13 protein-coding genes are annotated in these 19,737 nt (G+C 69.9%); 3 read left to right on the forward strand and 10 right to left on the reverse strand.

Annotated elements, in window-relative coordinates; all coding sequences use genetic code 11:
• Positions 1–264: 264 nt before the first annotated feature.
• The 6 genes from obgE to G3I56_RS01235 all read right to left on the reverse strand — a co-directional run bounded on the left by obgE (position 265) and on the right by G3I56_RS01235 (position 8,891).
• A complete protein-coding gene (gene obgE / locus G3I56_RS01210) occupies positions 265–1,701 on the reverse strand; it encodes a GTPase ObgE (protein WP_164406594.1) in 1,437 nt (478 codons plus the stop codon).
• A gap of 129 nt (positions 1,702–1,830) precedes the next feature.
• On the reverse strand, positions 1,831–2,085 hold the full coding sequence (gene rpmA / locus G3I56_RS01215) for a 50S ribosomal protein L27 (protein ID WP_006374707.1): 255 nt from the start codon (positions 2,083–2,085) through the stop codon (positions 1,831–1,833).
• A 16-nt stretch (positions 2,086–2,101) separates the two neighbouring features.
• Entirely contained in the window at positions 2,102–2,422 is a 321-nt protein-coding gene (gene rplU, locus G3I56_RS01220; RefSeq protein ID WP_006374708.1) for a 50S ribosomal protein L21, read from the reverse strand.
• Positions 2,423–2,761: 339 nt separating this feature from the next.
• Positions 2,762–6,562, reverse strand: coding sequence for a ribonuclease E/G (locus G3I56_RS01225; RefSeq protein ID WP_164406596.1), 3,801 nt, complete (start codon positions 6,560–6,562; stop codon positions 2,762–2,764).
• A gap of 265 nt (positions 6,563–6,827) precedes the next feature.
• The gene (locus tag G3I56_RS01230; protein WP_164406598.1) at positions 6,828–7,628 is read right to left on the reverse strand and encodes a TIGR03936 family radical SAM-associated protein; all 801 of its coding nucleotides are present in this window, start codon (positions 7,626–7,628) and stop codon (positions 6,828–6,830) included.
• Between the two features lie 48 nt (positions 7,629–7,676).
• Entirely contained in the window at positions 7,677–8,891 is a 1,215-nt protein-coding gene (locus G3I56_RS01235; RefSeq protein WP_164407202.1) for a hypothetical protein, read from the reverse strand.
• A gap of 110 nt (positions 8,892–9,001) precedes the next feature.
• On the opposite strand from G3I56_RS01235, the gene G3I56_RS01240 reads away from it, so the two are divergent.
• From G3I56_RS01240 to G3I56_RS01250, 3 genes are all read left to right on the forward strand, one after another.
• Positions 9,002–10,393, forward strand: coding sequence for a serine hydrolase domain-containing protein (locus G3I56_RS01240; protein ID WP_164406600.1), 1,392 nt, complete (start codon positions 9,002–9,004; stop codon positions 10,391–10,393).
• Between the two features lie 40 nt (positions 10,394–10,433).
• The gene (locus tag G3I56_RS01245; protein ID WP_164406602.1) at positions 10,434–11,210 is read left to right on the forward strand and encodes a methyltransferase domain-containing protein; all 777 of its coding nucleotides are present in this window, start codon (positions 10,434–10,436) and stop codon (positions 11,208–11,210) included.
• A gap of 480 nt (positions 11,211–11,690) precedes the next feature.
• Positions 11,691–12,530: a hypothetical protein gene (locus G3I56_RS01250; protein ID WP_164406604.1), complete on the forward strand. Its 840-nt coding sequence runs from the start codon at positions 11,691–11,693 to the stop codon at positions 12,528–12,530.
• Between the two features lie 69 nt (positions 12,531–12,599).
• Here G3I56_RS01250 and G3I56_RS01255 read toward each other — a convergent pair whose 3' ends face one another.
• The 4 genes from G3I56_RS01255 to mrdA form a co-directional block, all read right to left on the reverse strand.
• Positions 12,600–14,522 carry a TIGR03960 family B12-binding radical SAM protein gene (locus tag G3I56_RS01255; protein WP_164406606.1) on the reverse strand — a complete coding sequence of 641 codons (1,923 nt, stop codon included), beginning with the start codon at positions 14,520–14,522 and terminating at the stop codon, positions 12,600–12,602.
• A gap of 114 nt (positions 14,523–14,636) precedes the next feature.
• Positions 14,637–16,139, reverse strand: coding sequence for a CYTH and CHAD domain-containing protein (locus G3I56_RS01260; protein ID WP_164406608.1), 1,503 nt, complete (start codon positions 16,137–16,139; stop codon positions 14,637–14,639).
• 111 nt (positions 16,140–16,250) lie between these two features.
• Complete coding sequence (rodA, locus tag G3I56_RS01265; RefSeq protein WP_164406610.1) at positions 16,251–17,450, reverse strand: rod shape-determining protein RodA; 1,200 nt, start codon at positions 17,448–17,450, stop codon at positions 16,251–16,253.
• Positions 17,447–19,717, reverse strand: coding sequence for a penicillin-binding protein 2 (gene mrdA, locus G3I56_RS01270; protein WP_164406612.1), 2,271 nt, complete (start codon positions 19,715–19,717; stop codon positions 17,447–17,449). The genes rodA and mrdA overlap by 4 nt, the downstream gene beginning before the upstream one ends.
• Positions 19,718–19,737 lie beyond the last annotated feature (20 nt).

Genomic DNA, 19,737 nt, shown 5'->3' on the forward strand with positions numbered 1-19,737 from the left:
GGGGGAGATCATAGGGAACGGCGCGTGCGTCGCCGCAGGCGGGGTCGTTACAGCCCGGGCGGCATCTCTTCAGCACCGCCCGGAACCATCCAGCCCGTCCGGCACCTTTTCAGCACCGGCCCGCACATCCAGCCCGTCCGGCGTTTGAGGACGAGGCCCCTTCAGGGCCGAAGCGGGGGTCTGGGGGCGCAGCCCCCAGAAACAGGATGGGACGGGTGGGGGCGGCGGGGGCGAAACACACCCCGCCGCCCCCACCCGATCCCCCTAGAACGGCTCGAAGTCGTCGAACTCCTGCTGCGCCTCGTCCCGCTCCGCCTGCTGGTCACGTCGCCGCTGCGCAGCGGGCCGCGGCACGTCGAGCCGGTGGTCCTCCCCACGCCGCCCGAGCATCTCCGCCCCCGCCATGACCGTGGGCTCCCAGTCGAACACCACGGCGTTGTCCTCGGGACCGATGGCGACGCCGTCACCCGACCGGGCCCCGGCCTTCATCAACTTGTCCTCGACACCGAGCCGGTTGAGCCGGTCGGCGAGGTAACCGACCGCCTCGTCGTTGCTGAAGTCGGTCTGGCGCACCCAGCGTTCGGGCTTCTCGCCCCGAACCCGGAACAGCCCGTCCTCCTCCTGGACGACGGTGAAGCCCGCGTCGTCGACGGCCTTCGGCCGGATGACGATCCGGGTCGCCTCCTCCTTGGGCTTGGCGGCCCGCGCCTTGCCGACCACGTCGGCGAGCGCGAACGACAGCTCCTTCAGCCCGATATGGGCGACGGCGGACACCTCGTACACCTGGTACCCGCGAGCCTCCAGCTCGGGCCGCACCATCTCGGCGAGATCCAGACCGTCCGGCACGTCGACCTTGTTGAGGACGACGATCCGCGGCCGGTTCCCCAGCCCGCCGTACTGCTTCAGCTCCTCCTCGATCATGTCGAGGTCGGAGACGGGATCACGCTCGGACTCCAGCGTCGCCGTGTCGAGCACGTGCACGAGCACACTGCACCGCTCCACGTGCCGCAGGAACTCCAGTCCGAGCCCCTTGCCCTGGCTGGCCCCCGGAATGAGCCCGGGCACATCGGCGATGGTGTAGACGGTCGAGCCGGCGGTCACCACACCCAGGTTGGGCACAAGCGTCGTGAACGGATAGTCGGCGATCTTCGGCTTGGCAGCGCTGAGCACCGAGATCAGCGACGACTTACCGGCACTCGGATACCCCACGAGTGCCACGTCGGCGACCGTCTTCAGCTCCAGGACGATGTCCTGGAGTCCTCCGGGCACGCCGAGCAGCGCGAACCCGGGCGCCTTGCGCCGGGCCGAGGACAGCGCGGCGTTGCCGAGCCCGCCCCGCCCGCCCTCCGCGACGACGTACGAGGTCCCGTGCCCGACCAGGTCGGCGAGCACGTTGCCGTCCTTGTCGAGGACGACAGTCCCGTCCGGCACCGGCAGAACCAGGTCCTGCCCGTCCTTGCCGGACCGGTTGCCGCCCTCGCCGGGCTTGCCGCTGGTGGCCTTGCGGTGCGGGGAGTGGTGGTAGTCGAGCAGCGTGGTGACGGACTGGTCGACGGTGAGGGTCACGTCCCCGCCCCGTCCGCCGTTGCCGCCGTCGGGCCCGCCCAGCGGCTTGAACTTCTCACGGTGGACGGAGGCACAGCCGTGACCTCCGCTACCCGCGGCGACATGCAGCTCGACGCGGTCCACGAAGGTGGTCATGGGATGTGCCTCCAGTTACGTACGAAAGTCTTCGGGCAGAGAACTACGAGCTCTCTGCTCAGGTAAAACACGCGAAAGGCGGACCCGCTTCCCGTGAGGGAAGTGAGGTCCGCCTCGCGAAAGAACCGATCAGGCGACCGGAACGATGTTCACGACCTTGCGACCACGGTGGGTACCGAACTCCACCGCACCGGCGGCCAGCGCGAACAGCGTGTCGTCCTTGCCACGGCCGACGCTCGCGCCGGGGTGGAAGTGGGTGCCACGCTGGCGGACCAGGATCTCACCGGCGTTGACGACCTGACCGCCGAAGCGCTTCACGCCGAGCCGCTGAGCATTTGAGTCGCGACCGTTCCGAGTGGACGATGCGCCCTTCTTGTGTGCCATGTCTCAGTCCCTACCCTTACTTCGCAGCCGCGGGGATCTCAGTGACCTTGATCGCCGTGTACTGCTGGCGGTGGCCCTGACGACGGCGGTAGCCGGTCTTGTTCTTGTAGCGAAGGATGTCGATCTTGACGCCCTTGTGGTGATCCACGATCTCGGCCTGGACCTTGATGCCGGCCAGGACCCACGGGTCGCTGGTCACAGCGTCGCCGTCGACAACGAGCAGGGTCGAGAGCTCGACCGTGTCGCCAACCTTGGCAGTGGAAATCTTGTCAACCTCAACGATGTCGCCGACAGCAACCTTGTGCTGGCGACCACCGCTGCGCACGATGGCGTACACGCAGATCTCACTCTCTCGCTCGGGAACGACACCCCCGCAGTCCAGCCGCCCGGCAAAAGCGAGTGGCCTCTCCCGCCGCACCGAAATGCCCGGTGCTCAGGAGGACGAGGTTTACGGGGATGTGGCGCGTCACGGAAAAAACTATGGACACGCCGACACTGAAGATTACGGGCCTGACCTGAAGGGGTCAAACCGAGCCCCTTTCCCCCGCTCACGAGGCTCACAAACCCCACTGCCCACTCCGACGGCCTACAGCCTTCCACGACGACGGCCCGCCCGGAGAAACCCGAACGGACCGTCGCACTGCCGCACCACCGGCTCAGGCAGCCGGGGAGGGGATCAGCCCTCCGTGCCCGCCGAGACCGACGTCTGCGCCGACTGCTCGGCCGCCGCACCCGTCTTCTTCGACGCCGCCGACGAAGTCTTCTTCGCCGTCACCTTCTTGGCGGCCGTCGTCGTCTTCTTGGCGGCCGTCTTCTTCACCGCCGCGGTCTTCTTCGCGACGGTCTTCTTGGCCGTGGTCGCCTTCTTGGCGGCGGTCTTGCGCGGCGTCTTCCTGGCGGGAACCGCGTCCTCGGACTCGGATTCGGCCTCGGCCGCATCGGCAGGCGCCGAAGGCTCGGTGGCCACCGGGACGACCACGACGGCCGCCTCCTCGGACGAGGTGGACACGGTGGCCTTGCGCACGGCACGTCGCCTCGGCCGGGCCGGAGCCGCGCTGTCGGTCGCCACGGCCGCCGCGGTGTCCACGGGGGCCTCGACCGGAGCCGGAGCCGCCACGGGTTCCACAACCGTCTCGGCGACGACCGTCACCACGGTCTCGGCCGCGGCCTCGTCGGCCGCCTTCGGCGAACCGGCCGGAGCCGACACCTGGCGGGTGGCCCGCCGACGCGTACGCCCCTTGGGAGCCGCGTCGTCCTGCACCGCGACCGGAGCCTCGACGACCTGCGCCTCGGCGGCCGGCGTCTCGACGACCGGATCCTCGACAGCCACGGGCTCGGCGTGAGCCACGACCTCCGGCACCGCGACCGGAGCCGTGTCCGCGACCACCGGAGCCTCGGCGACGAGGGCCTCGGCCGTACGGGCATCAGAGCCACGTCCGTGAGCCGCGCGGGACTCGGACCTGGGCGCCCCCGCCGGAGCCGAGGACCGCCTGCTCGCGCGTCGCCTCGAACGGCCACCGCGGCCGGCCGCCGCCTCCGCCTCGGCGGCGCTGTTGTACAGCTCGTCGTCGGGCTCGAAGAAGGGCTCCGGCGCCGCGACCTCGGCGGCGACCTCGGCCTCGGTCTCCTCGACGGCCTCGATCTCCTCCTCGGCCTCGTCCACGATCACATCGTGCTCGTGGGTGTGCTCGTTCTCGGCGCCGCCACGGCCGCGCTTCTTGCGCTTGCCGCCGCCTCCGTTGGAGGTCGGCTGCTCCATGTGCACGATGACACCGCGGCCGTTGCAGTGGACGCAGGTCTCGGAGAAGGACTCCAGGAGGCCCTGTCCGACCCGCTTCCGGGTCATCTGGACCAGGCCCAGCGAGGTGACCTCCGCCACCTGGTGCTTCGTACGGTCGCGGCCCAGGCATTCCAGCAGGCGCCGCAGCACGAGATCCCGGTTCGACTCCAGAACCATGTCGATGAAGTCGATGACGACGATGCCGCCCAGGTCGCGCAGCCGCAGCTGGCGCACGATCTCCTCGGCCGCCTCCAGGTTGTTCCTGGTGACCGTCTCCTCCAGGTTGCCGCCCTGGCCGGTGAACTTACCGGTGTTGACGTCGACGACGATCATCGCCTCGGTCTTGTCGATCACCAGCGAACCGCCGCTGGGCAGCCACACCTTGCGGTCGAGCGCCTTGGCGAGCTGCTCGTCGATGCGGTACGTCGCGAAGACGTCGACCTCGGAGGTCCACTTCGACAGCCGGTCGACCAGGTCCGGGGCCACGTGGGACACGTACCCGTGGATGGTCTGCCAGGCCTCGTCACCGCTGACGATGACCTTGGTGAAGTCCTCGTTGAAGATGTCGCGCACGACGCGGACGGTCATGTCCGGCTCGCCGTACAGCAGGCACGGGGCGTTCGAGCTGCCGCCGGCGCCCTTCGACTTCTTCTCGATCTCCTCCCACTGCGCCTGGAGCCGCTCGACGTCACGGCGCAGCTCGTCCTCGCTCGCGCCCTCTGCGGCGGTGCGCACGATGACGCCCGCGTCCTCGGGGACGATCTTCTTGAGGATGGTCTTCAGACGCGCGCGCTCGGTGTCGGGCAGCTTGCGGCTGATGCCGGTCATCGACCCCTCGGGGACGTAGACCAGGTAACGGCCCGGAAGCGAGACCTGGCTCGTCAGACGGGCGCCCTTGTGGCCGATCGGGTCCTTCGTGACCTGCACGAGCACCGGCTGCCCGGACTTCAGCGCGCTCTCGATGCGCCGCGGCCCGTGGGCCATCCCCAGCGCCTCGAAGTTGACCTCACCGGCGTACAGGACGGCGTTGCGCCCCTTGCCGATGTCGATGAACGCGGCCTCCATGGAGGGCAGCACGTTCTGCACCTTGCCCAGGTACACGTTGCCGACGTACGAGGTCGACTGCTCCTTGTTGACGTAGTGCTCGACGAGCACGTTGTCCTCGAGGACACCGATCTGGGTGCGGTCGCCGTACTGGCGTACGACCATCACGCGTTCGACTGCCTCGCGGCGGGCCAGGAACTCGGCCTCGGTGATGATCGGAACGCGTCGGCGGCCCTGCTCACGGCCTTCCCGGCGACGCTGCTTCTTGGCCTCGAGGCGCGTCGAGCCCTTGATGGACTGCACCTCGTCGCTCGGGTGCTCGTCCCTCTTGGGGCGCGGCTCACGGACCTTGACGATCGTGCGCTCGGGGTCGCTGTCGACGAGCACGGGCTCGCTCTCGCCGGACGAGTCACCGGCGCGACGCCGACGACGGCGACGGCGACGGCTGCTCGCGGAACCGGAACCGCCCGGCTCGTCGCGCTCGTCCTCCTCGGCGTCCTCGTCCACCTGGTCGGTGGTGTCCTCGTCGGCCTGCGCGGCCTGGTCGCCGGCGTAGTCGTCGTCTCCGGAGTCGCTGTCGGAGTCGGCGGACTCGCCCCGGCGCCTACGACGGCCACCGCGGCGGCGGCGCCGGCGTGAACCGGGGCCCTCCTCCTCGCCGTCGTCGTCGGTGTCGGCGTCGGGCTCGGCGGACTCGTAGGCGTCGTCGACGCCCTCGGTCTCCTCCGGCTCCTCCACCACGACGGGCGCGGCGGCCACGGGCTCCTCGTCGCCACCCCGGCGACGACGCCGACGGCGCGGCGTCTGCTCCTCGACGACGGTCTCGGCGACCGGAGCGGCCTCGACGACCTCTTCCTGCACTTCTTCTTCGACGTCCTCTGCCGCCTCGGCGGCAGCCGCCGCAGCGGCCCGCTCGGCCGTCTGGAACATCGGCTCGGTGAAGACGGGCGCCTGGAACACGGCGACCGCGGGACGCGCGGGGCGTCGCCCACCCTCGCTCTCACCGTTCTTGACGGCGGGCGCGGGCGCGGAGAAACCGACAGCGGCCGTACGGGCGACCCGACGACGCCCGCGACGCGGCGCGGCGTCCTCGGCATCAACGGTCTCGGGCTCGGCTGCCACCTCGGCCTTGGCGACCTCCGCGACAACAACGGGGGCCGGAGCCTCCGGGGTCGCGGCCTCGGTCTCGGCGGCGGGCGTGGAGACCCGGCGCGTGGCCCGGCGACGGGCACGTGGAGCAGGCGCGGCCTCCTCCACGGCGGCGGGGGCCTCGACGGCCACACCCTCCTCGTCGCTCTTGTCGCCCTGCTCGCCGCTCTCCTCGGCAGTCGGGGCGGATACGGCGGGCGCGGCGGCCTCAGCGGGCGCACCGGCGGGCGCGGACGCGCGCCGGGTGGCCCGACGACGCGTACGAGGAGCGGGCGCGGCCTCTTCCTCGGCGTTCCCGGCGTGCTGATCAGTGTCTGCGGCCTCGGCGGCCGGTATGGCCGGCGCTGTGGTCTCGGCCACAGCTGCGGCTTCGGTCCCGGCGACAGGCGGTCCCGCGGGGCGGGAAGCCGCGCGGCGCCGACGGCGCGGCGGCAGGGTGTCGCTGGGGGTGTCGTGTGCGGAACCCTCGATGGGCTCCGAAGCGGTCTCGGTCGGTTCGAGCATGCGGGCGGTTCTCCCGTCAGGCTCCCGGGCGCCGCGCACCTGGTCCGGCTTGGGTGCCGGTGACGTCCGCGGCTCGCGCAGTGCGCGGTGCCGCCGTCCGGGGCGCGGGCGCCGCACGGGAGCTCTCTGTGTCCTGTCTCGCCGGTTCCGTACGCCATGTTGCGTACGGCCTGGCGAAAGTCTTGTGGTCGGTACGCTGCCCGACCCAGGTGGCTCCCGAGTCCGAGGGCGGCGCTACGACGTGCGTCCCTTCGCGGGACCTTCCTTACGCCGGCGCCTGCGACGCGGCGGCAGTCGAAGTGGCCATGGAGAGGGCCACCGCTGCCTCGCGGTCGGGCGCGAGCGGGTCGGTCACCGTGCCGGTCTCTTCATCGAACAGCCCCTGCGCCAGCCTGGTCACCCCTGCGGGGACCGGCGGCGCCAGGTCGGCCACGGCGCGAAGACCGGACAGAACGTCGTCGGGTCGAACAGCAGGCGTCACGTGCCGAACAACCAGCCGCAGTATCGCACAAGGCTGGTCGCTAGGCCTATCAGTCTGTGGACTGTGCGTCTCGACACGTGTCTCAACGCCTGCTTCACATGCCTCAAGGCCCTCTACCGGACCTCGGGCATCGAAGGTTCTCATGCCGTTCTTGGCGAGGCGCTGGACCTCGACGATCTCGGCGGCGTTGAAGATGTCGACGGCGCGGCGCGCGTCTTCGAGCGCCACACCTTCCAGCCGCAGCTCCCATACGGAAGCCGTGAGCCGGTCGGCGAGCCCGGAGGTCCGGGCCTCGACCGCGTCGACGATGTCGAGCCCGGTGGGCAGCGACTCGTCGAGCAGCTCACGCAGCTTGTCGGGATCGCGCGCTTCGGTGAGCGCGATCTCCAGGTACTCGGCCTCACTGCCCGTGCCGGTGGCTGCGGCATTGGCGTACGACACCTTCGGATGCGGCGTGAACCCCGCCGAGTAGGCCATCGGCACCTCGGCACGGCGCAGCGCACGCTCGAAAGCGCGCTGGAAGTCACGGTGGCTGGTGAACCGGAGGCGGCCGCGCTTGGTGTAGCGCAGTCTGATGCGCTGCACCGCGGGTGCGGGCGGCGGGCCTTCGGGCTGTCGCTTGCCCAGTGTCGCTCAGTCCTTCGTGAGTGCGGTCGTACTGCTACCTAGAGTACGTCCGTCGGCGCTTCCTGGTTCCCGACGGGGCGCCGGGACCGCCTGCGGACGCTCCTCGCGCGGCTCCCCGAAGACCATCCGGCGGAAGTCGGCGCGCGCCTGTCGTGCCGAGTCGCGCGCCGCGGCCAGCGCCTGCCGGGTGACCCGGCCCACACTGCGCGCGGCCTCGGCGGCGGGCCGCAGAACGGCGTCCCGCACGAAATGCCCGACGGGCGTCAGCACGGCCCGGTACGCCCAGCGCACGGGCTCCACGAAGGTCCACCGAAGGAGGGTCCCCAGGAACCGTCCGACAGCGAGGGAGATGTACCCGGCGATGCGCCAGGCATGCCCGAGCGCGGTACCGATCTCGTGCCCGATCACGGCGAGGACGCGTCCCACGGGCACCAGGACCCAGCGCCACAGCGCGAGCGCGGGCAGCACGAGGAGCAGGCGCAGCACCCAGTGGAGAACGAACCCGATCCCCGTGACCCCCATGGCCACGAGCCACGCGACCCCCTGTACACACCAGGCGATCGCTTTGCCGACCGGCGTGAGGACCCACTCGTACAGCCACCGCGCGGGTACGACGACCAGGTACCGCACGAGCCACACGGCGACGCCGTACACACCGAGCCCGACGGCGGCGATCACAGCCCCGAGACCTCTGAGCACCCACAGCACCCCATGTCCCGCGGGTGTGAGCACGCGCGCGTAGAGCCATCCGAGCCCCGCGCCGATCCCCCGGAACACCCACAGCACCCCGTGCCCCACAGGCGTGAGCACGCGCGCGTAGAGCCACCCCAACCCCGCTCCGATCCCCCGGAACACCCAGACGACCCCCTGGCCGAGAGGCGTCAGCACATGCCGGAAGAGCCACACCAGCGGTACGACGACGAGCACTTTCCCGAGCCAGCCGAGCGCCTTGCCGAGGGGCACGACGACGTACCGCCACAGTCCGACGAACGGCCAGACGAAGACGGCCCGCGCGACCCAGGCCAGCGCCCGCCCGAGGGGCCGCAGCACCGCGTCCGTCAGGAGGCGCCCGCCAACGACGAGCCCGTCCCACACCATGCGCACCGGCACGACCAGCACAAGCACCACGATTCGCACAGGGATGCGAATCGCAACGACGAGACACCCTTCGGGCTGCCGCTCGGGCTGCCGCGCCTCGGCGGCCGGTTTCTCCAGATCCATACCGACATAGACGCGCCAACCCCCTGTACGGATGCGGTGTACCCGAAAAGTGATCAGGACGAGGGACATCGGCCGTAAACCTCTGACTTGAGTCCTGCCAGAATGCGTGGATGCCACATGCACTGAACGGACCGAAGGGGCTCAACGGGCTGGCCGAGTACTGTGCTTCGGCCCTCGCCGAGCACAACTGCCCGTCGGTCTCGGTGGCCGTCGTCGAACACGGCGAAGTGGTACTGGCCGAGGCGCACGGCCTCGCGGACGTCACCTCGGCCCGCCCGGCCACCCCCGAGACGGCCTACGCCCTGGCCTCGATCACCAAGCCCATGACGGCAACGGCGATCTGCGTCGCGGCCGACAAGGGCCTGCTGGACCTGGACGCCCCCGTCCCTGTACCCGTACCGGGCGACCACGGGTGGCCGACCCCGACCGTCCGCCAACTCCTCCAGCACAGGGGCGGTTTCGGCGCCCACTACGACTTCCACTACGCCGGCCACGGGGACGGCGAACGGATCGACGCGACCCCGTACGCGATGCTCCGCCGCCCACCGGGCACCGACTTCGAGTACGCCAACCTCGGCTACCGGGCCCTGGGCCACCTGCTGGAAGAGGCGACAGGCCAGGGGCTCGCGGACTTCGTACGGGAGCAGGTGTTCGAGCCCCTGGGTCTCACCGCCCTCCACCTGGGCCCCACCTACCCCGGCCCGGCTCCCCACGCGACGCGCTACACGACCGACGGCCGCACCTACCCGCCGTACTGCGACACCAGTCACCCCGGCGCGACCCTGGGCTGGGCCCCCGCCGCCCAACTGGCGCTGTTCGCCCAGTCCTACGACCGTCTGCTGAAACCGGAGACGGCGGCGTCCGTCCTCGACGCCGGCCCGGTCACCCCGAGCGTCGGATACGGGCTCGGCTGGTGTCTGTCGCGCGGTACCGGTCCCCTGGTGCGGAGCCATGGTGGCGGTATGGGCGGGGTGGCGGCGATCGTCGTGACCGTGCCCGAGCAGCACTTGTCGGTGTCCGTCCTGACCAACAGCACCGACAAGGCGGCCCGTGACGGAATCACCCACCACATCCTCGGCGCGCTCGTCCCCGGCTTCTCCCCCGAGTCGATCAACCCCTTCGCAGCCGACCCCGTACGCCCCCCGCGCCTCAGGACGCCCCATTGGCGAGGCTCGATCAGCACCCCGGAGGGAGACATCCCGATGTCGCTGACCGTCTCCCCGGAGGACAACCGGGCGCGCCTGCACCTGAACGGCGAGACCGCGGAAGCGCAGGCGAGCGCATCGCAGGCCTGGGACCTCCAGGCGACCTTCCCCCTGCAACTCCCCACCGCGGACGCCCGGATCAACAGCCCGGCCCTGTCACTCCACCTCCGCCGCGACAAGGACGACGACAGGGACAACGGCGGCCTCAGCGGCGTGGCGCGAGCCTTCAAGTCCGGTGACGCGGAAGGCCTGTTGGGCAACCTCCTCACGCACACCTGCCAACTACGCCCCTGCTGAACCCACTTGGCGTCCGGCGCGCACTGCTTGACTGACACCCATGTCGAAGACTCTCGGTGTACCCAGGCCCGATCAGGCGTCCTACATGCTTCGTGCCGCGTCCGAGGACGCCGGTCGGACGTACAAACGGCAACTGCTCGATCTGCTGGACCTCCGCCCCGGCCACACCGTCCTCGACGTGGGCTGCGGCCCCGGCACCGACCTCCCGGCCCTCGCCGAACGGGTCGGTCCGGGCGGCCGGGTGATCGGGGTGGACCAGGACCCGGCGATGCTGGCGACGGCCCGCGAACGCACCGCCGCCGTGAGCACTGTGGAGATCCGGGAGGCGGACGCGCATGCCCTGCCCGTCGCCCCCGGGACGGTGGACCGCGCCAAGATCGACCGGGTTCTGATGCATGTGCGGTCCCCTGCCGAGGTGCTCACCCAGCTCCACGCCGCCACCCGTCCCGGCGCCCTCGTCGGTCTGGTGGAGCCCGACTGGGACACCCTGGCGGTGGACGCGGAGGACCTGGAGACGAGCCGCGCGTTCACCCGCTACACCACCGAGAAGGTGGTCCGCCACGCCACCGTCGGCCGCCGCCTCGCCCGCTTGGCCGTCGAGGCGGGATTCCGCATCGAGACGACGAGCGCCAACACCCCCGTCTTCACCGACTTCGCGGACGGCGACCACACCCTCGGGCTCGGCCGCAACATGCAACAGGCCATCACGGAGGGCCACATCGACCGGGCACGGGGCGAAGCCTGGTTCGCCGGCCTCGCCCACGGGCCCTTCTACGCCTCGTTCACCCTCGTCACGGTGATCTGCTCCCGCCCCTGACGGCCGCCGGACGGCCCGGGCACCGCGGGGACGGCCCGACCGACCGCGAACTCGCGGTTGAGCAGAGCAGCCCCCAGTCCGTAAACCAGGACTTGGTGAACAGCGGGCCATCCGGTTCCGGGGTGTCGACGCCGCAGCCGAGGAAGGCATGCGCGGTGTGGCAGCAGCCCTTCACACACCGGCGTGAGGCCGGCTCGTCTCCTCGTGGAGTTCGCCAGGGAGCCGTACAGAGCCGAGGGAGCGTCCGATCGTCTGCGCCTCATTCCTGACGATCACGCATGGGCCGTCGAACGCCTGGAAGGCCTCACGTGCGGCTAACCCATCTGAACGTACCGATTAGTCCTATACGTTGATAAACGCACGACTTTGCGCACATATTGCGGCGCCGTGCATCGCGCTCCGGTAAAGCTCCCCTTCATGTTCGGGACATCCCGAGCCGATCGAGACAGGTCAAGGCATGTCGACGCAAGGAGCACACCGATGAGTCCCGAACACAGGACGCGTTCGCTTCTCGGGCCGCTGGCGCGGGACAGGTTCAAGAAGGCCGGAATGGTGGCCTCGCTCGCACTGGTCCTGGCAGCGAGCGTGGCCAGCCCGGCGACGGCCGCGGCGCGCAGCGCGGGCGACCACGCTGCCCGAACGAGTCACTACGTCGGCGGCAAGGACAAGTGCAAGAAGGAGGGTCCGAAGCACCGCGCCGCCTCGACCACCCAGGGCGGCACTGACAAGTGCCAGGGCCCAACGGGTCCGACCGGCCCGACGGGTCCCACGGGTCCGACCGGCGCAACAGGTGCGACCGGACCAACGGGCCCCGGCAACGGAGCCACAGGCGCCACCGGAGCGACGGGCGCCACCGGCCCTACCGGACCCACCGGAGCAACGGGCGCCACCGGCAACACCGGTGCGACGGGCACCCCGGGCCCCTGTTCCGAAGTCGACACCTACCATCCCCAGGGCAACGTCGAGTACCAGGCAGCGCTGTCGTCCGACGGACGCTTCTACGCGGGCATCCGTGACCTCACTGGCAGCAACGCCAACCCCATGCTGTGGACCGACCTCAGCACCCACACCGGATACCCGGCGGGCGGCGCGGCGGGCGTGCCGTGCGGCGCCTCCGTCGGCGAGCACCAGGCGTCAGGGGGCATCCAGTTCGGCCTGATCACCACCACGGGCCGGGTCTACGAACTCACCTGCCAGTTCGACAACAACGGCCCCAACCCGGCGATCCTGCAGTGCGGCACCAACGCCGGCAACCCCTGGGTCGAGATGAACAGGCGCCCGGCCCCCAACGCGGTCAACGGCGGCACCGTGGTCCCGTAACGACCACATGCGAAGGGGTGTCCGAAGGGTCATCGACCCGTCGGACACCCCTTGCGGCACCTCAGACCACTACTTCACCGTCAGCGGCAGCAGCTTCGCACCCGTCGGTCCGATTTGGATGGAAGTGTCCATCTGCGGACACACCCCACAGTCGAAGCAAGGCGTCCACCGGCAGTCCTCGACCTCTGTCTCGTCGAGGGAGTCCTGCCAGTCCTCCCACAGCCAGTCCTTGTCGAGGCCCGAGTCGAGGTGGTCCCACGGCAGGACCTCCTCGTACGTGCGTTCACGCGTCGTGTACCAGTCGACGTCGACCCCGAAGTCGGGCAGCGTCTTCTCCGCGCAGGCCATCCAGCGGTCGTACGAGAAGTACTCGCGCCAGCCGTCGAACCGGCCGCCGTCCTCGTACACCGCGCGGATCACCGCGCCGATCCGCCGGTCGCCGCGTGACAGCAGGCCCTCGACGATGCCGGGCTTGCCGTCGTGGTAGCGGAAGCCGATCGAGCGGCCGTACTTCTTGTCGCCGCGGATCTTGTCGCGGAGCTTCGTCAGGCGGGCGTCCGTCTCCTCGGCGGAGAGCTGCGGGGCCCACTGGAACGGGGTGTGCGGCTTGGGCACGAAGCCGCCGATCGAGACAGTGCAGCGGATGTCGTTCTGGCCGGAGACCCTGCGGCCCTCGGCGATCACGTTCGTCGCCATGTCGGCGATCTGGAGGACGTCCTCGTCGGTCTCCGTCGGCAGGCCGACCATGAAGTACAGCTTCACCTGGCGCCAGCCGTTGCCGTACGCCGTGGAGACGGTCCGGATGAGGTCCTCCTCGGACACCATCTTGTTGATGACCTTGCGCAGGCGCTCGCTGCCGCCCTCGGGCGCGAACGTCAGGCCGGACCTGCGGCCGTTCCTGGTCAGCTCGTTGGCGAGGTCCACGTTGAAGGCGTCCACGCGGGTGGAGGGGAGCGACAGGCCGATCTTGTCCTCGGTGTAGCGGTCCGCCAGGCCCTTCGCGATGTCGGCGATCTCCGAGTGGTCCGCCGAGGACAGGGAGAGGAGGCCGACCTCCTCGAAGCCAGTCGCCTTCAGGCCCTTCTCGACCATCTCGCCGATGCCCGTGATCGACCGCTCCCGCACCGGGCGCGTGATCATGCCGGCCTGGCAGAAGCGACAGCCGCGCGTGCAGCCGCGGAAGATCTCGACCGACATGCGCTCGTGGACGGTCTCCGCGAGCGGGACCAGGGGCTGCTTGGGGTAGGGCCACTCGTCGAGGTCCATGACCGTGTGCTTGCTGACCCGCCACGGAACACCGGACTTGTTCGGTACGACGCGGGCGATCCGGCCGTCCGGCAGGTACTCGACGTCGTAGAACGCCGGGATGTACACCGATCCCGTCTTCGCCAGGCGGAACAGGACCTCCTCGCGACCACCCGGCCGACCCTCCGCCTTCCACGCGCGGATGATCTCCGTCATGTCGAGGACGGCCTGCTCACCGTCGCCGATGATCACCGCGTCGACGAAGTCCGCGATCGGCTCGGGGTTGAAGGCCGCGTGGCCGCCCGCCAGCACGATCGGGTCGTCCAGGCCACGGTCCTTGGACTCCAGCGGGATGCCCGCCAGGTCCAGCGCCGTCAGCATGTTCGTGTAGCCCAGCTCGGTGGAGAAGGACAGCCCGAACACGTCGAAGCCCTTCACGGGCCGGTGACCGTCCACAGTGAACTGCGGGACGCCATGCTCCCGCATCAGCGCCTCGAGGTCGGGCCAGACGCTGTACGTGCGCTCGGCGAGGACGCCCTCGCGCTCGTTCAGCACCTCGTAGAGGATCATGACGCCCTGGTTGGGCAGCCCGACCTCGTATGCGTCCGGGTACATGAGCGCCCAGCGGACGTCACAGCTGTCCCAGGGCTTGACCGTGGAGTTCAGCTCACCGCCGACGTACTGGATCGGCTTCTGCACGTGCGGGAGCAGAGCTTCGAGCTGCGGGAAAACCGACTCGACAGGCATCGCGGCGTTACCTTCGTGAGCTGAGCTGACGGGGGATGACCATCAAGCGTAACCCGCCCGGAGGACTCCCCGGCCCGCCGGAAAACCGGCACTGAGCCGCTGAACCTCCATCGACTAGACCTCCATCGACGCCTTGATCGTCTTCCACTCCTCCGGCAGCGCCTCCTCCACCCGCGCGGCGCGTCGCTCCTCGCGCCCGTACAGCAGCCCGTACGTGAAGGTGTCCTCCCCCGCCGCGTGGGCCACGGCGGACAGCTCGCCCAGCGTGGTGCGGACCATGGCGCTGTCCTGGTGGTCGCCGAGCAGGCTCTGCAGGGACTTCATCGACCTGGTGAGCGTCTTCGCCGGGACGCCGAGGGCGGGGGTCGCCGTCTCGGCCGCGTAGCGGGTGCGCTTGGCCTTCTTGCGGGCCTCGTGCAGGGCGAGGTCGCGGTCGGCGCCGGCCGGCTGCTCCATGGCCTCCCCGACCAGCGCGGACACCTTCGCGAAGTCCTTGCGTACGGCCTCGGCGAGCACCTTTTCCGGTTTCTTCGCCGCCGCTTTGAGCACGGGCGGCTCGGCGACCACGGCGTCCAGGGTGTCGAGGAGCGTCAGATAGCGCGCGGAGTCCAGCACGCCGAGCAGTCGGCGGCGCGATCCTCCGTGCCCGGCCTCGGACCAGGCGCCCAGCCGCTCACGGACGGGACCGTGGACGAGGGCGGGGGGCAGTTCGTCGAGCGCCTCGCTCAGTTGTTCGGCCAGCACCTCGTGGTCGCGGCCCACGCCCAGCTCACCGGCGAGCCACTTCAGCTCGTCGCTGATCGGGTCGGTGACCTTCCGGTCGAGGACCGGGCGGAAGGTCTTGAAGGTGCTGCGCAGGCGGCGCGTAGCAACCCGCATGTCGTGCACGGACTCCTCGGCGTCCTGGCGCACGGCCGGGTCGAGGTCGAGGATGGCGTCCCGCTGGGCGCGGACGTAGGCCAGGACGTGGTCGCCGGCGGTGACGGGCTCGGCGGGTTCGTCCTTCGGGCGCGGCTGTCCGCCCTTGGTCTCCGCCAGCGCGCGGGCCAGCTTCGACGTGGACTTCGACGGGCGTACCCCGGCCTTGCGCAGGCGTTTCTCCACCTTGTCCAGGATGGCCGGGTTTCCGCCGTCGGCGAGCTCGACCTCGATCTCGGTCCACTGGGCGGTGCCCTCGCCGCCGAACAGACGGTCCGCCCGTACGGTGTCCACGCTGACCTCGGCGAGCTGCCGGCCGTCGGCGCCGACGAGGTCGCGCAGGTCCCGTGTGGAGCGCAGCCGCACCACGGGCACCACCTGGCCCTCGCGGATCCGGGCGCGCACCAGGCTCACCAGTTCGTCGGGGACGGTGTCGGAGAGCGGTACCTGGATCTCGTCGCGGATCCCCGGGGCGACCGGGAGTTTCAGGTGCCAGCCGGCGTCGGCACCGCCGGTGCGGCGGCGCAGCGTGATCGACGCGGCGGCCAGCCGCAGGTCCGAGGTGTCGTAGTAGGTCGCGTCCAGTTCGGCGGTGCCCTTGTCGATGACGTCCGCGACGACGGCGACGCCCGTCAGGTCGGGCAGCCCGCTGTCATCGGATTCGTACTTCCGCTCGATTTCCCGCTTTGTGTCCGCCATGAATCGAATCTAGTCACGATTCCGCTTCAATGGCAGCAGCCAAAGGGGGTTTATTGGCCATCCGGGACACCTTCACTGTTTCCCCGGACTCCACCCACCGGCCACCCACGGTCAGGCGGACATCGGCCGCTGCACCCTGATCGACTGCAACAGCCCCACCGCCACCCACACGGCGAACATCGACGATCCTCCGTACGACACGAAGGGCAGTGGCAGACCGGCGACCGGCATGATCCCCAGGGTCATCCCGATGTTCTCGAACGCCTGGAAGGCGAACCACGCGATGATCCCGGCGGCGACGATCGTGCCGTACAGCTCGGTCGTCTCGCGGGCGATGCGGCAGGCGCGCCACAGGACCACGCCCAGCAGCACGATGATCAGGCCCGCGCCGACGAAGCCCAGCTCCTCCCCCGCGACCGTGAACACGAAGTCGGTCTGCTGCTCGGGGACGAACTGGCCCGTGGTCTGGGAGCCGTGGAAGAGGCCGGTGCCCGTGAGGCCGCCGGAACCGATCGCGATCCGCGCCTGGTTGGTGTTGTAGCCGACGCCGGACGGGTCGAGTTCGGGGTTGGCGAAGGCGGCGAAGCGGTTGATCTGGTACTCGTCCAGGACCCCGAGCTGCCAGATCAGGACCGCGCCGAGGGCGCCCGTGCCGAGCAGGCCGAAGACCCAGCGGTTGGAGGCGCCGGAGGCGAGCAGCACGCCGAGCACGATGATGACCATGACCATGACCGACCCGAGGTCGGGCATCAGCATGACGACCATCATCGGTACGGCGGCCAGGCCCAGCGCCTGGAGGACCGTGCGGTGGTCGGGGTAGAGCTTGTCGCCCGCGTCGACCCGGGCGGCCAGGAGCATCGCCATGCCCAGGATGATCGTGATCTTCACGAACTCCGAGGGCTGGAGCGAGAAGCCGCCGCCGAGCACGATCCACGCGTGGGCGCCGTTGACGGTCGCGCCCAACGGGGTCAGCACCATGAGGATCAGGAGGACCGAGAGGCCGTACAGGACCGGCACCGCGTTGCGCAGGTTGCGGTGGCCGAGCCAGACCGTGCCGATCATCAGGCAGAACCCGATGCCGGTGTTCATGAGGTGCCGGAGCAGGAAGTAGTACTGGTCGCCCTGGTTGATCTCGGTGCGGTTGCGGGTCGCCGAGTAGACCAGGATCGCGCCGATGAAGGACAGGGCGAGCGCGGACAGCAGTATCGGCCAGTCCAGCCTGCGGGCCAGCGAGTCGCGGGCCAGCAGACGGGACATGGACGAGCGTTCGGGGCCGTAGCCGGAGACGGAGAAGGTGTTCGCGCCGGTCATGACATCGTCCTTTGCGTACTCCGCGTACCGCGCGTATTCCGCCTGCCCTTGCGCCTGCTCCTGCGGCGGGCCCGGTTGGTGCCCGTCCGTTCGGACGCGACCGTGGCCGGCGGGAGCTGTCCGCCCGCGAGGGCGAGCGTCTCCTCGGTGGCCTCCTTCGGCGGCGCGTACGGCTTGATCTTCGGGGCGTCGATCGAGCCGTCCGACTCGATCTTCGGCAGGCTCTTCTGCGGGGTGGGCAGCAGCGCCTTCCGGTTGTCGATCTTGCCGTCCTCGGAGACGCCGTACAGAGCCTCGTATATGTTGCGGACGGCCGGTCCAGAGGCTCCGGAGCCCGTACCACCCTGGGAGATCGTCATGACGATCGTGTAGTCCTTGGTGTACGTCGCGAACCACGAGGTGGTCTGCTTGCCGTAGACCTCGGCCGTACCCGTCTTGGCGTGCATCGGGATCTTGTCCTGCGGCCAGCCGCCGAACCGCCAGGCCGCCGAACCGCGGGTGACGACCCCTTCCAGGGCACCGTTTATGTCCTTCAGGGTCGCCTTGGTGATCGGCAGCTTGCCGTGCGACTTGGGCGCGATGGCCTGCACGGACCTGCCGTCGGCGCTGACAACCGCCTTGCCGACCGTCGGGTCGTACAGGGTGCCGCCATTGGAGATCGCCGAGTAGATCGTCGCCATCTGTATCGGCGTGACGAGGATGTCGCCCTGTCCGATCGAGTAGTTGACGGAGTCACCGGCGCGCATCAGGTTGCCTTCGAGGCAGTTCTCGTACGCGATCTGCTGGGCGTACGTGCCGCCCTTCTTGCCGTACTTGCACCAGGAGGCCTTGTTGGCCTTCCAGTAGTCCTGCTTCCACTTGCGGTCGGGGACGCGGCCGGTGACCTCGTTCGGGAGGTCGATGCCGGTCACGGCGCCGAGGCCGAACTGGTGGGCGGTCTTGTAGAACCAGTTGCCGGCGTTCTTCTTCGGCTTCAGGCCGCCGTCCTTCACCCACTCGTCGTGGGCGATGCGGTAGAAGACCGTGTCGCAGGAGACCTCGATGGCGCGGCCGAGGCTGATCGGCCCGTACCCCTTGGACTCGTAGTTCTTGAAGACCTGGCCGCCGATCGAGTACGAGCTGGAGCAGTCGTAGTTCCCGTCGAAGGGGTAGCCCGCGTCGACCGCGGCCGAGGTGGAGATCACCTTGAAGATCGAGCCGGGGGCCGCCTGGCCCTGGATCGCCCGGTTGAGCAGCGGGTAGTTGGAGTTCTTGCCGGTCAGCTTGGCGTAGTCCTTGGCGGAGATGCCGCCGACCCAGGCGTTCGGGTCGTACGTCGGGTTGGACGCCATGGCGACGACCCGGCCCGTCTTGGCCTCCATGACGACGACCGCTCCCGCGTCGGCCTTGTAGTTCTCGTTGGTGTTGTCGTCGAACCCTTCGCGGGCCTTCTTCATCGCGTGGTTCAGCTCGTACTCGGCGACCCGCTGGACGCGGGCGTCGATGCTGGTGACCAGGTTGGAGCCGGACTGGGCGGGGTCCGCCTCGGCGGTGCCGATGACGCGGCCGAGGTTGTCGACCTCGTAGCGGGTGACGCCTGCCTTGCCGCGCAGCTCCTTGTCGTACTCCCGTTCGAGACCGGACCGGCCGACCTGGTCGGAGCGGAGGTACGGCGAGTCGGTGTCCCGCGCCTTGGTGATCTCGTCGTCGGTGACCGGGGAGAGGTAGCCGAGAACCTGGGCGGTGTTGGATCCGCCGGGGCTCGCGTAGCGGCGCACGGCGGCGGGCTCGGCGGTGATGCCGGGGAAGTCCTCGGAGCGCTCACGGATCTGGAGGGCCTGGCGGGCGGTGGCCTCGTCGGTGATGGGGATCGGCTGGTACGGCGAGCCGTTCCAGCAGGGCTGCGGCGTCTTGGCGTCGCACAGCCGGACCTTGTCCTTGACCTCCTGGGCCTTCATGCCCAGGACCCCGGCGAGCTTGGTGAGGACGGCGTCGCCGTCGTCCCTCATCTTCAGCAGCTCGGTGCGGGAGGCGGAGACGACGAGGCGCGTCTCGTTGTCCGCGATCGGCACCCCGCGCGCGTCGAGGATCGACCCGCGCACGGCGGGCTGCACGACCTGCTGCACATGGTTGCCGGACGCCTCCTTGGCGTAGGCGTCCCCCTCGCGGATCTGGAGGTACCACAGGCGGCCCCCGAGGGTGCCGAGAAGGGAGAGGACGAGGATCTGGATGACGACGAGGCGGATCTGGACGCGTGGCGTCCGGCCGGTCTCGGGAATGTTGGTCACTGGTGCTGCCTCCGCCTCTC

Source organism: Streptomyces sp. SID12488 (assembly GCF_010548275.1).
GTDB lineage: Bacteria > Actinomycetota > Actinomycetes > Streptomycetales > Streptomycetaceae > Streptomyces.

Excerpts from the sequence above, each read along its gene's own strand:
- obgE (WP_164406594.1), bottom strand. The coding sequence starts at position 1,701 with ATGACCACCTTCGTGGACCGCGTCGAGCTGCATGTCGCCGCGGGTAGC.
- rpmA (WP_006374707.1), bottom strand. The coding sequence starts at position 2,085 with ATGGCACACAAGAAGGGCGCATCGTCCACTCGGAACGGTCGCGACTCA.
- G3I56_RS01225 (WP_164406596.1), bottom strand. The coding sequence starts at position 6,562 with ATGCTCGAACCGACCGAGACCGCTTCGGAGCCCATCGAGGGTTCCGCA.
- G3I56_RS01235 (WP_164407202.1), bottom strand. The coding sequence starts at position 8,891 with ATGGATCTGGAGAAACCGGCCGCCGAGGCGCGGCAGCCCGAGCGGCAG.
- G3I56_RS01240 (WP_164406600.1), top strand. The coding sequence starts at position 9,002 with ATGCCACATGCACTGAACGGACCGAAGGGGCTCAACGGGCTGGCCGAG.
- G3I56_RS01245 (WP_164406602.1), top strand. The coding sequence starts at position 10,434 with ATGTCGAAGACTCTCGGTGTACCCAGGCCCGATCAGGCGTCCTACATG.
- G3I56_RS01250 (WP_164406604.1), top strand. The coding sequence starts at position 11,691 with ATGAGTCCCGAACACAGGACGCGTTCGCTTCTCGGGCCGCTGGCGCGG.
- G3I56_RS01255 (WP_164406606.1), bottom strand. The coding sequence starts at position 14,522 with ATGCCTGTCGAGTCGGTTTTCCCGCAGCTCGAAGCTCTGCTCCCGCAC.
- G3I56_RS01260 (WP_164406608.1), bottom strand. The coding sequence starts at position 16,139 with ATGGCGGACACAAAGCGGGAAATCGAGCGGAAGTACGAATCCGATGAC.
- rodA (WP_164406610.1), bottom strand. The coding sequence starts at position 17,450 with ATGACCGGCGCGAACACCTTCTCCGTCTCCGGCTACGGCCCCGAACGC.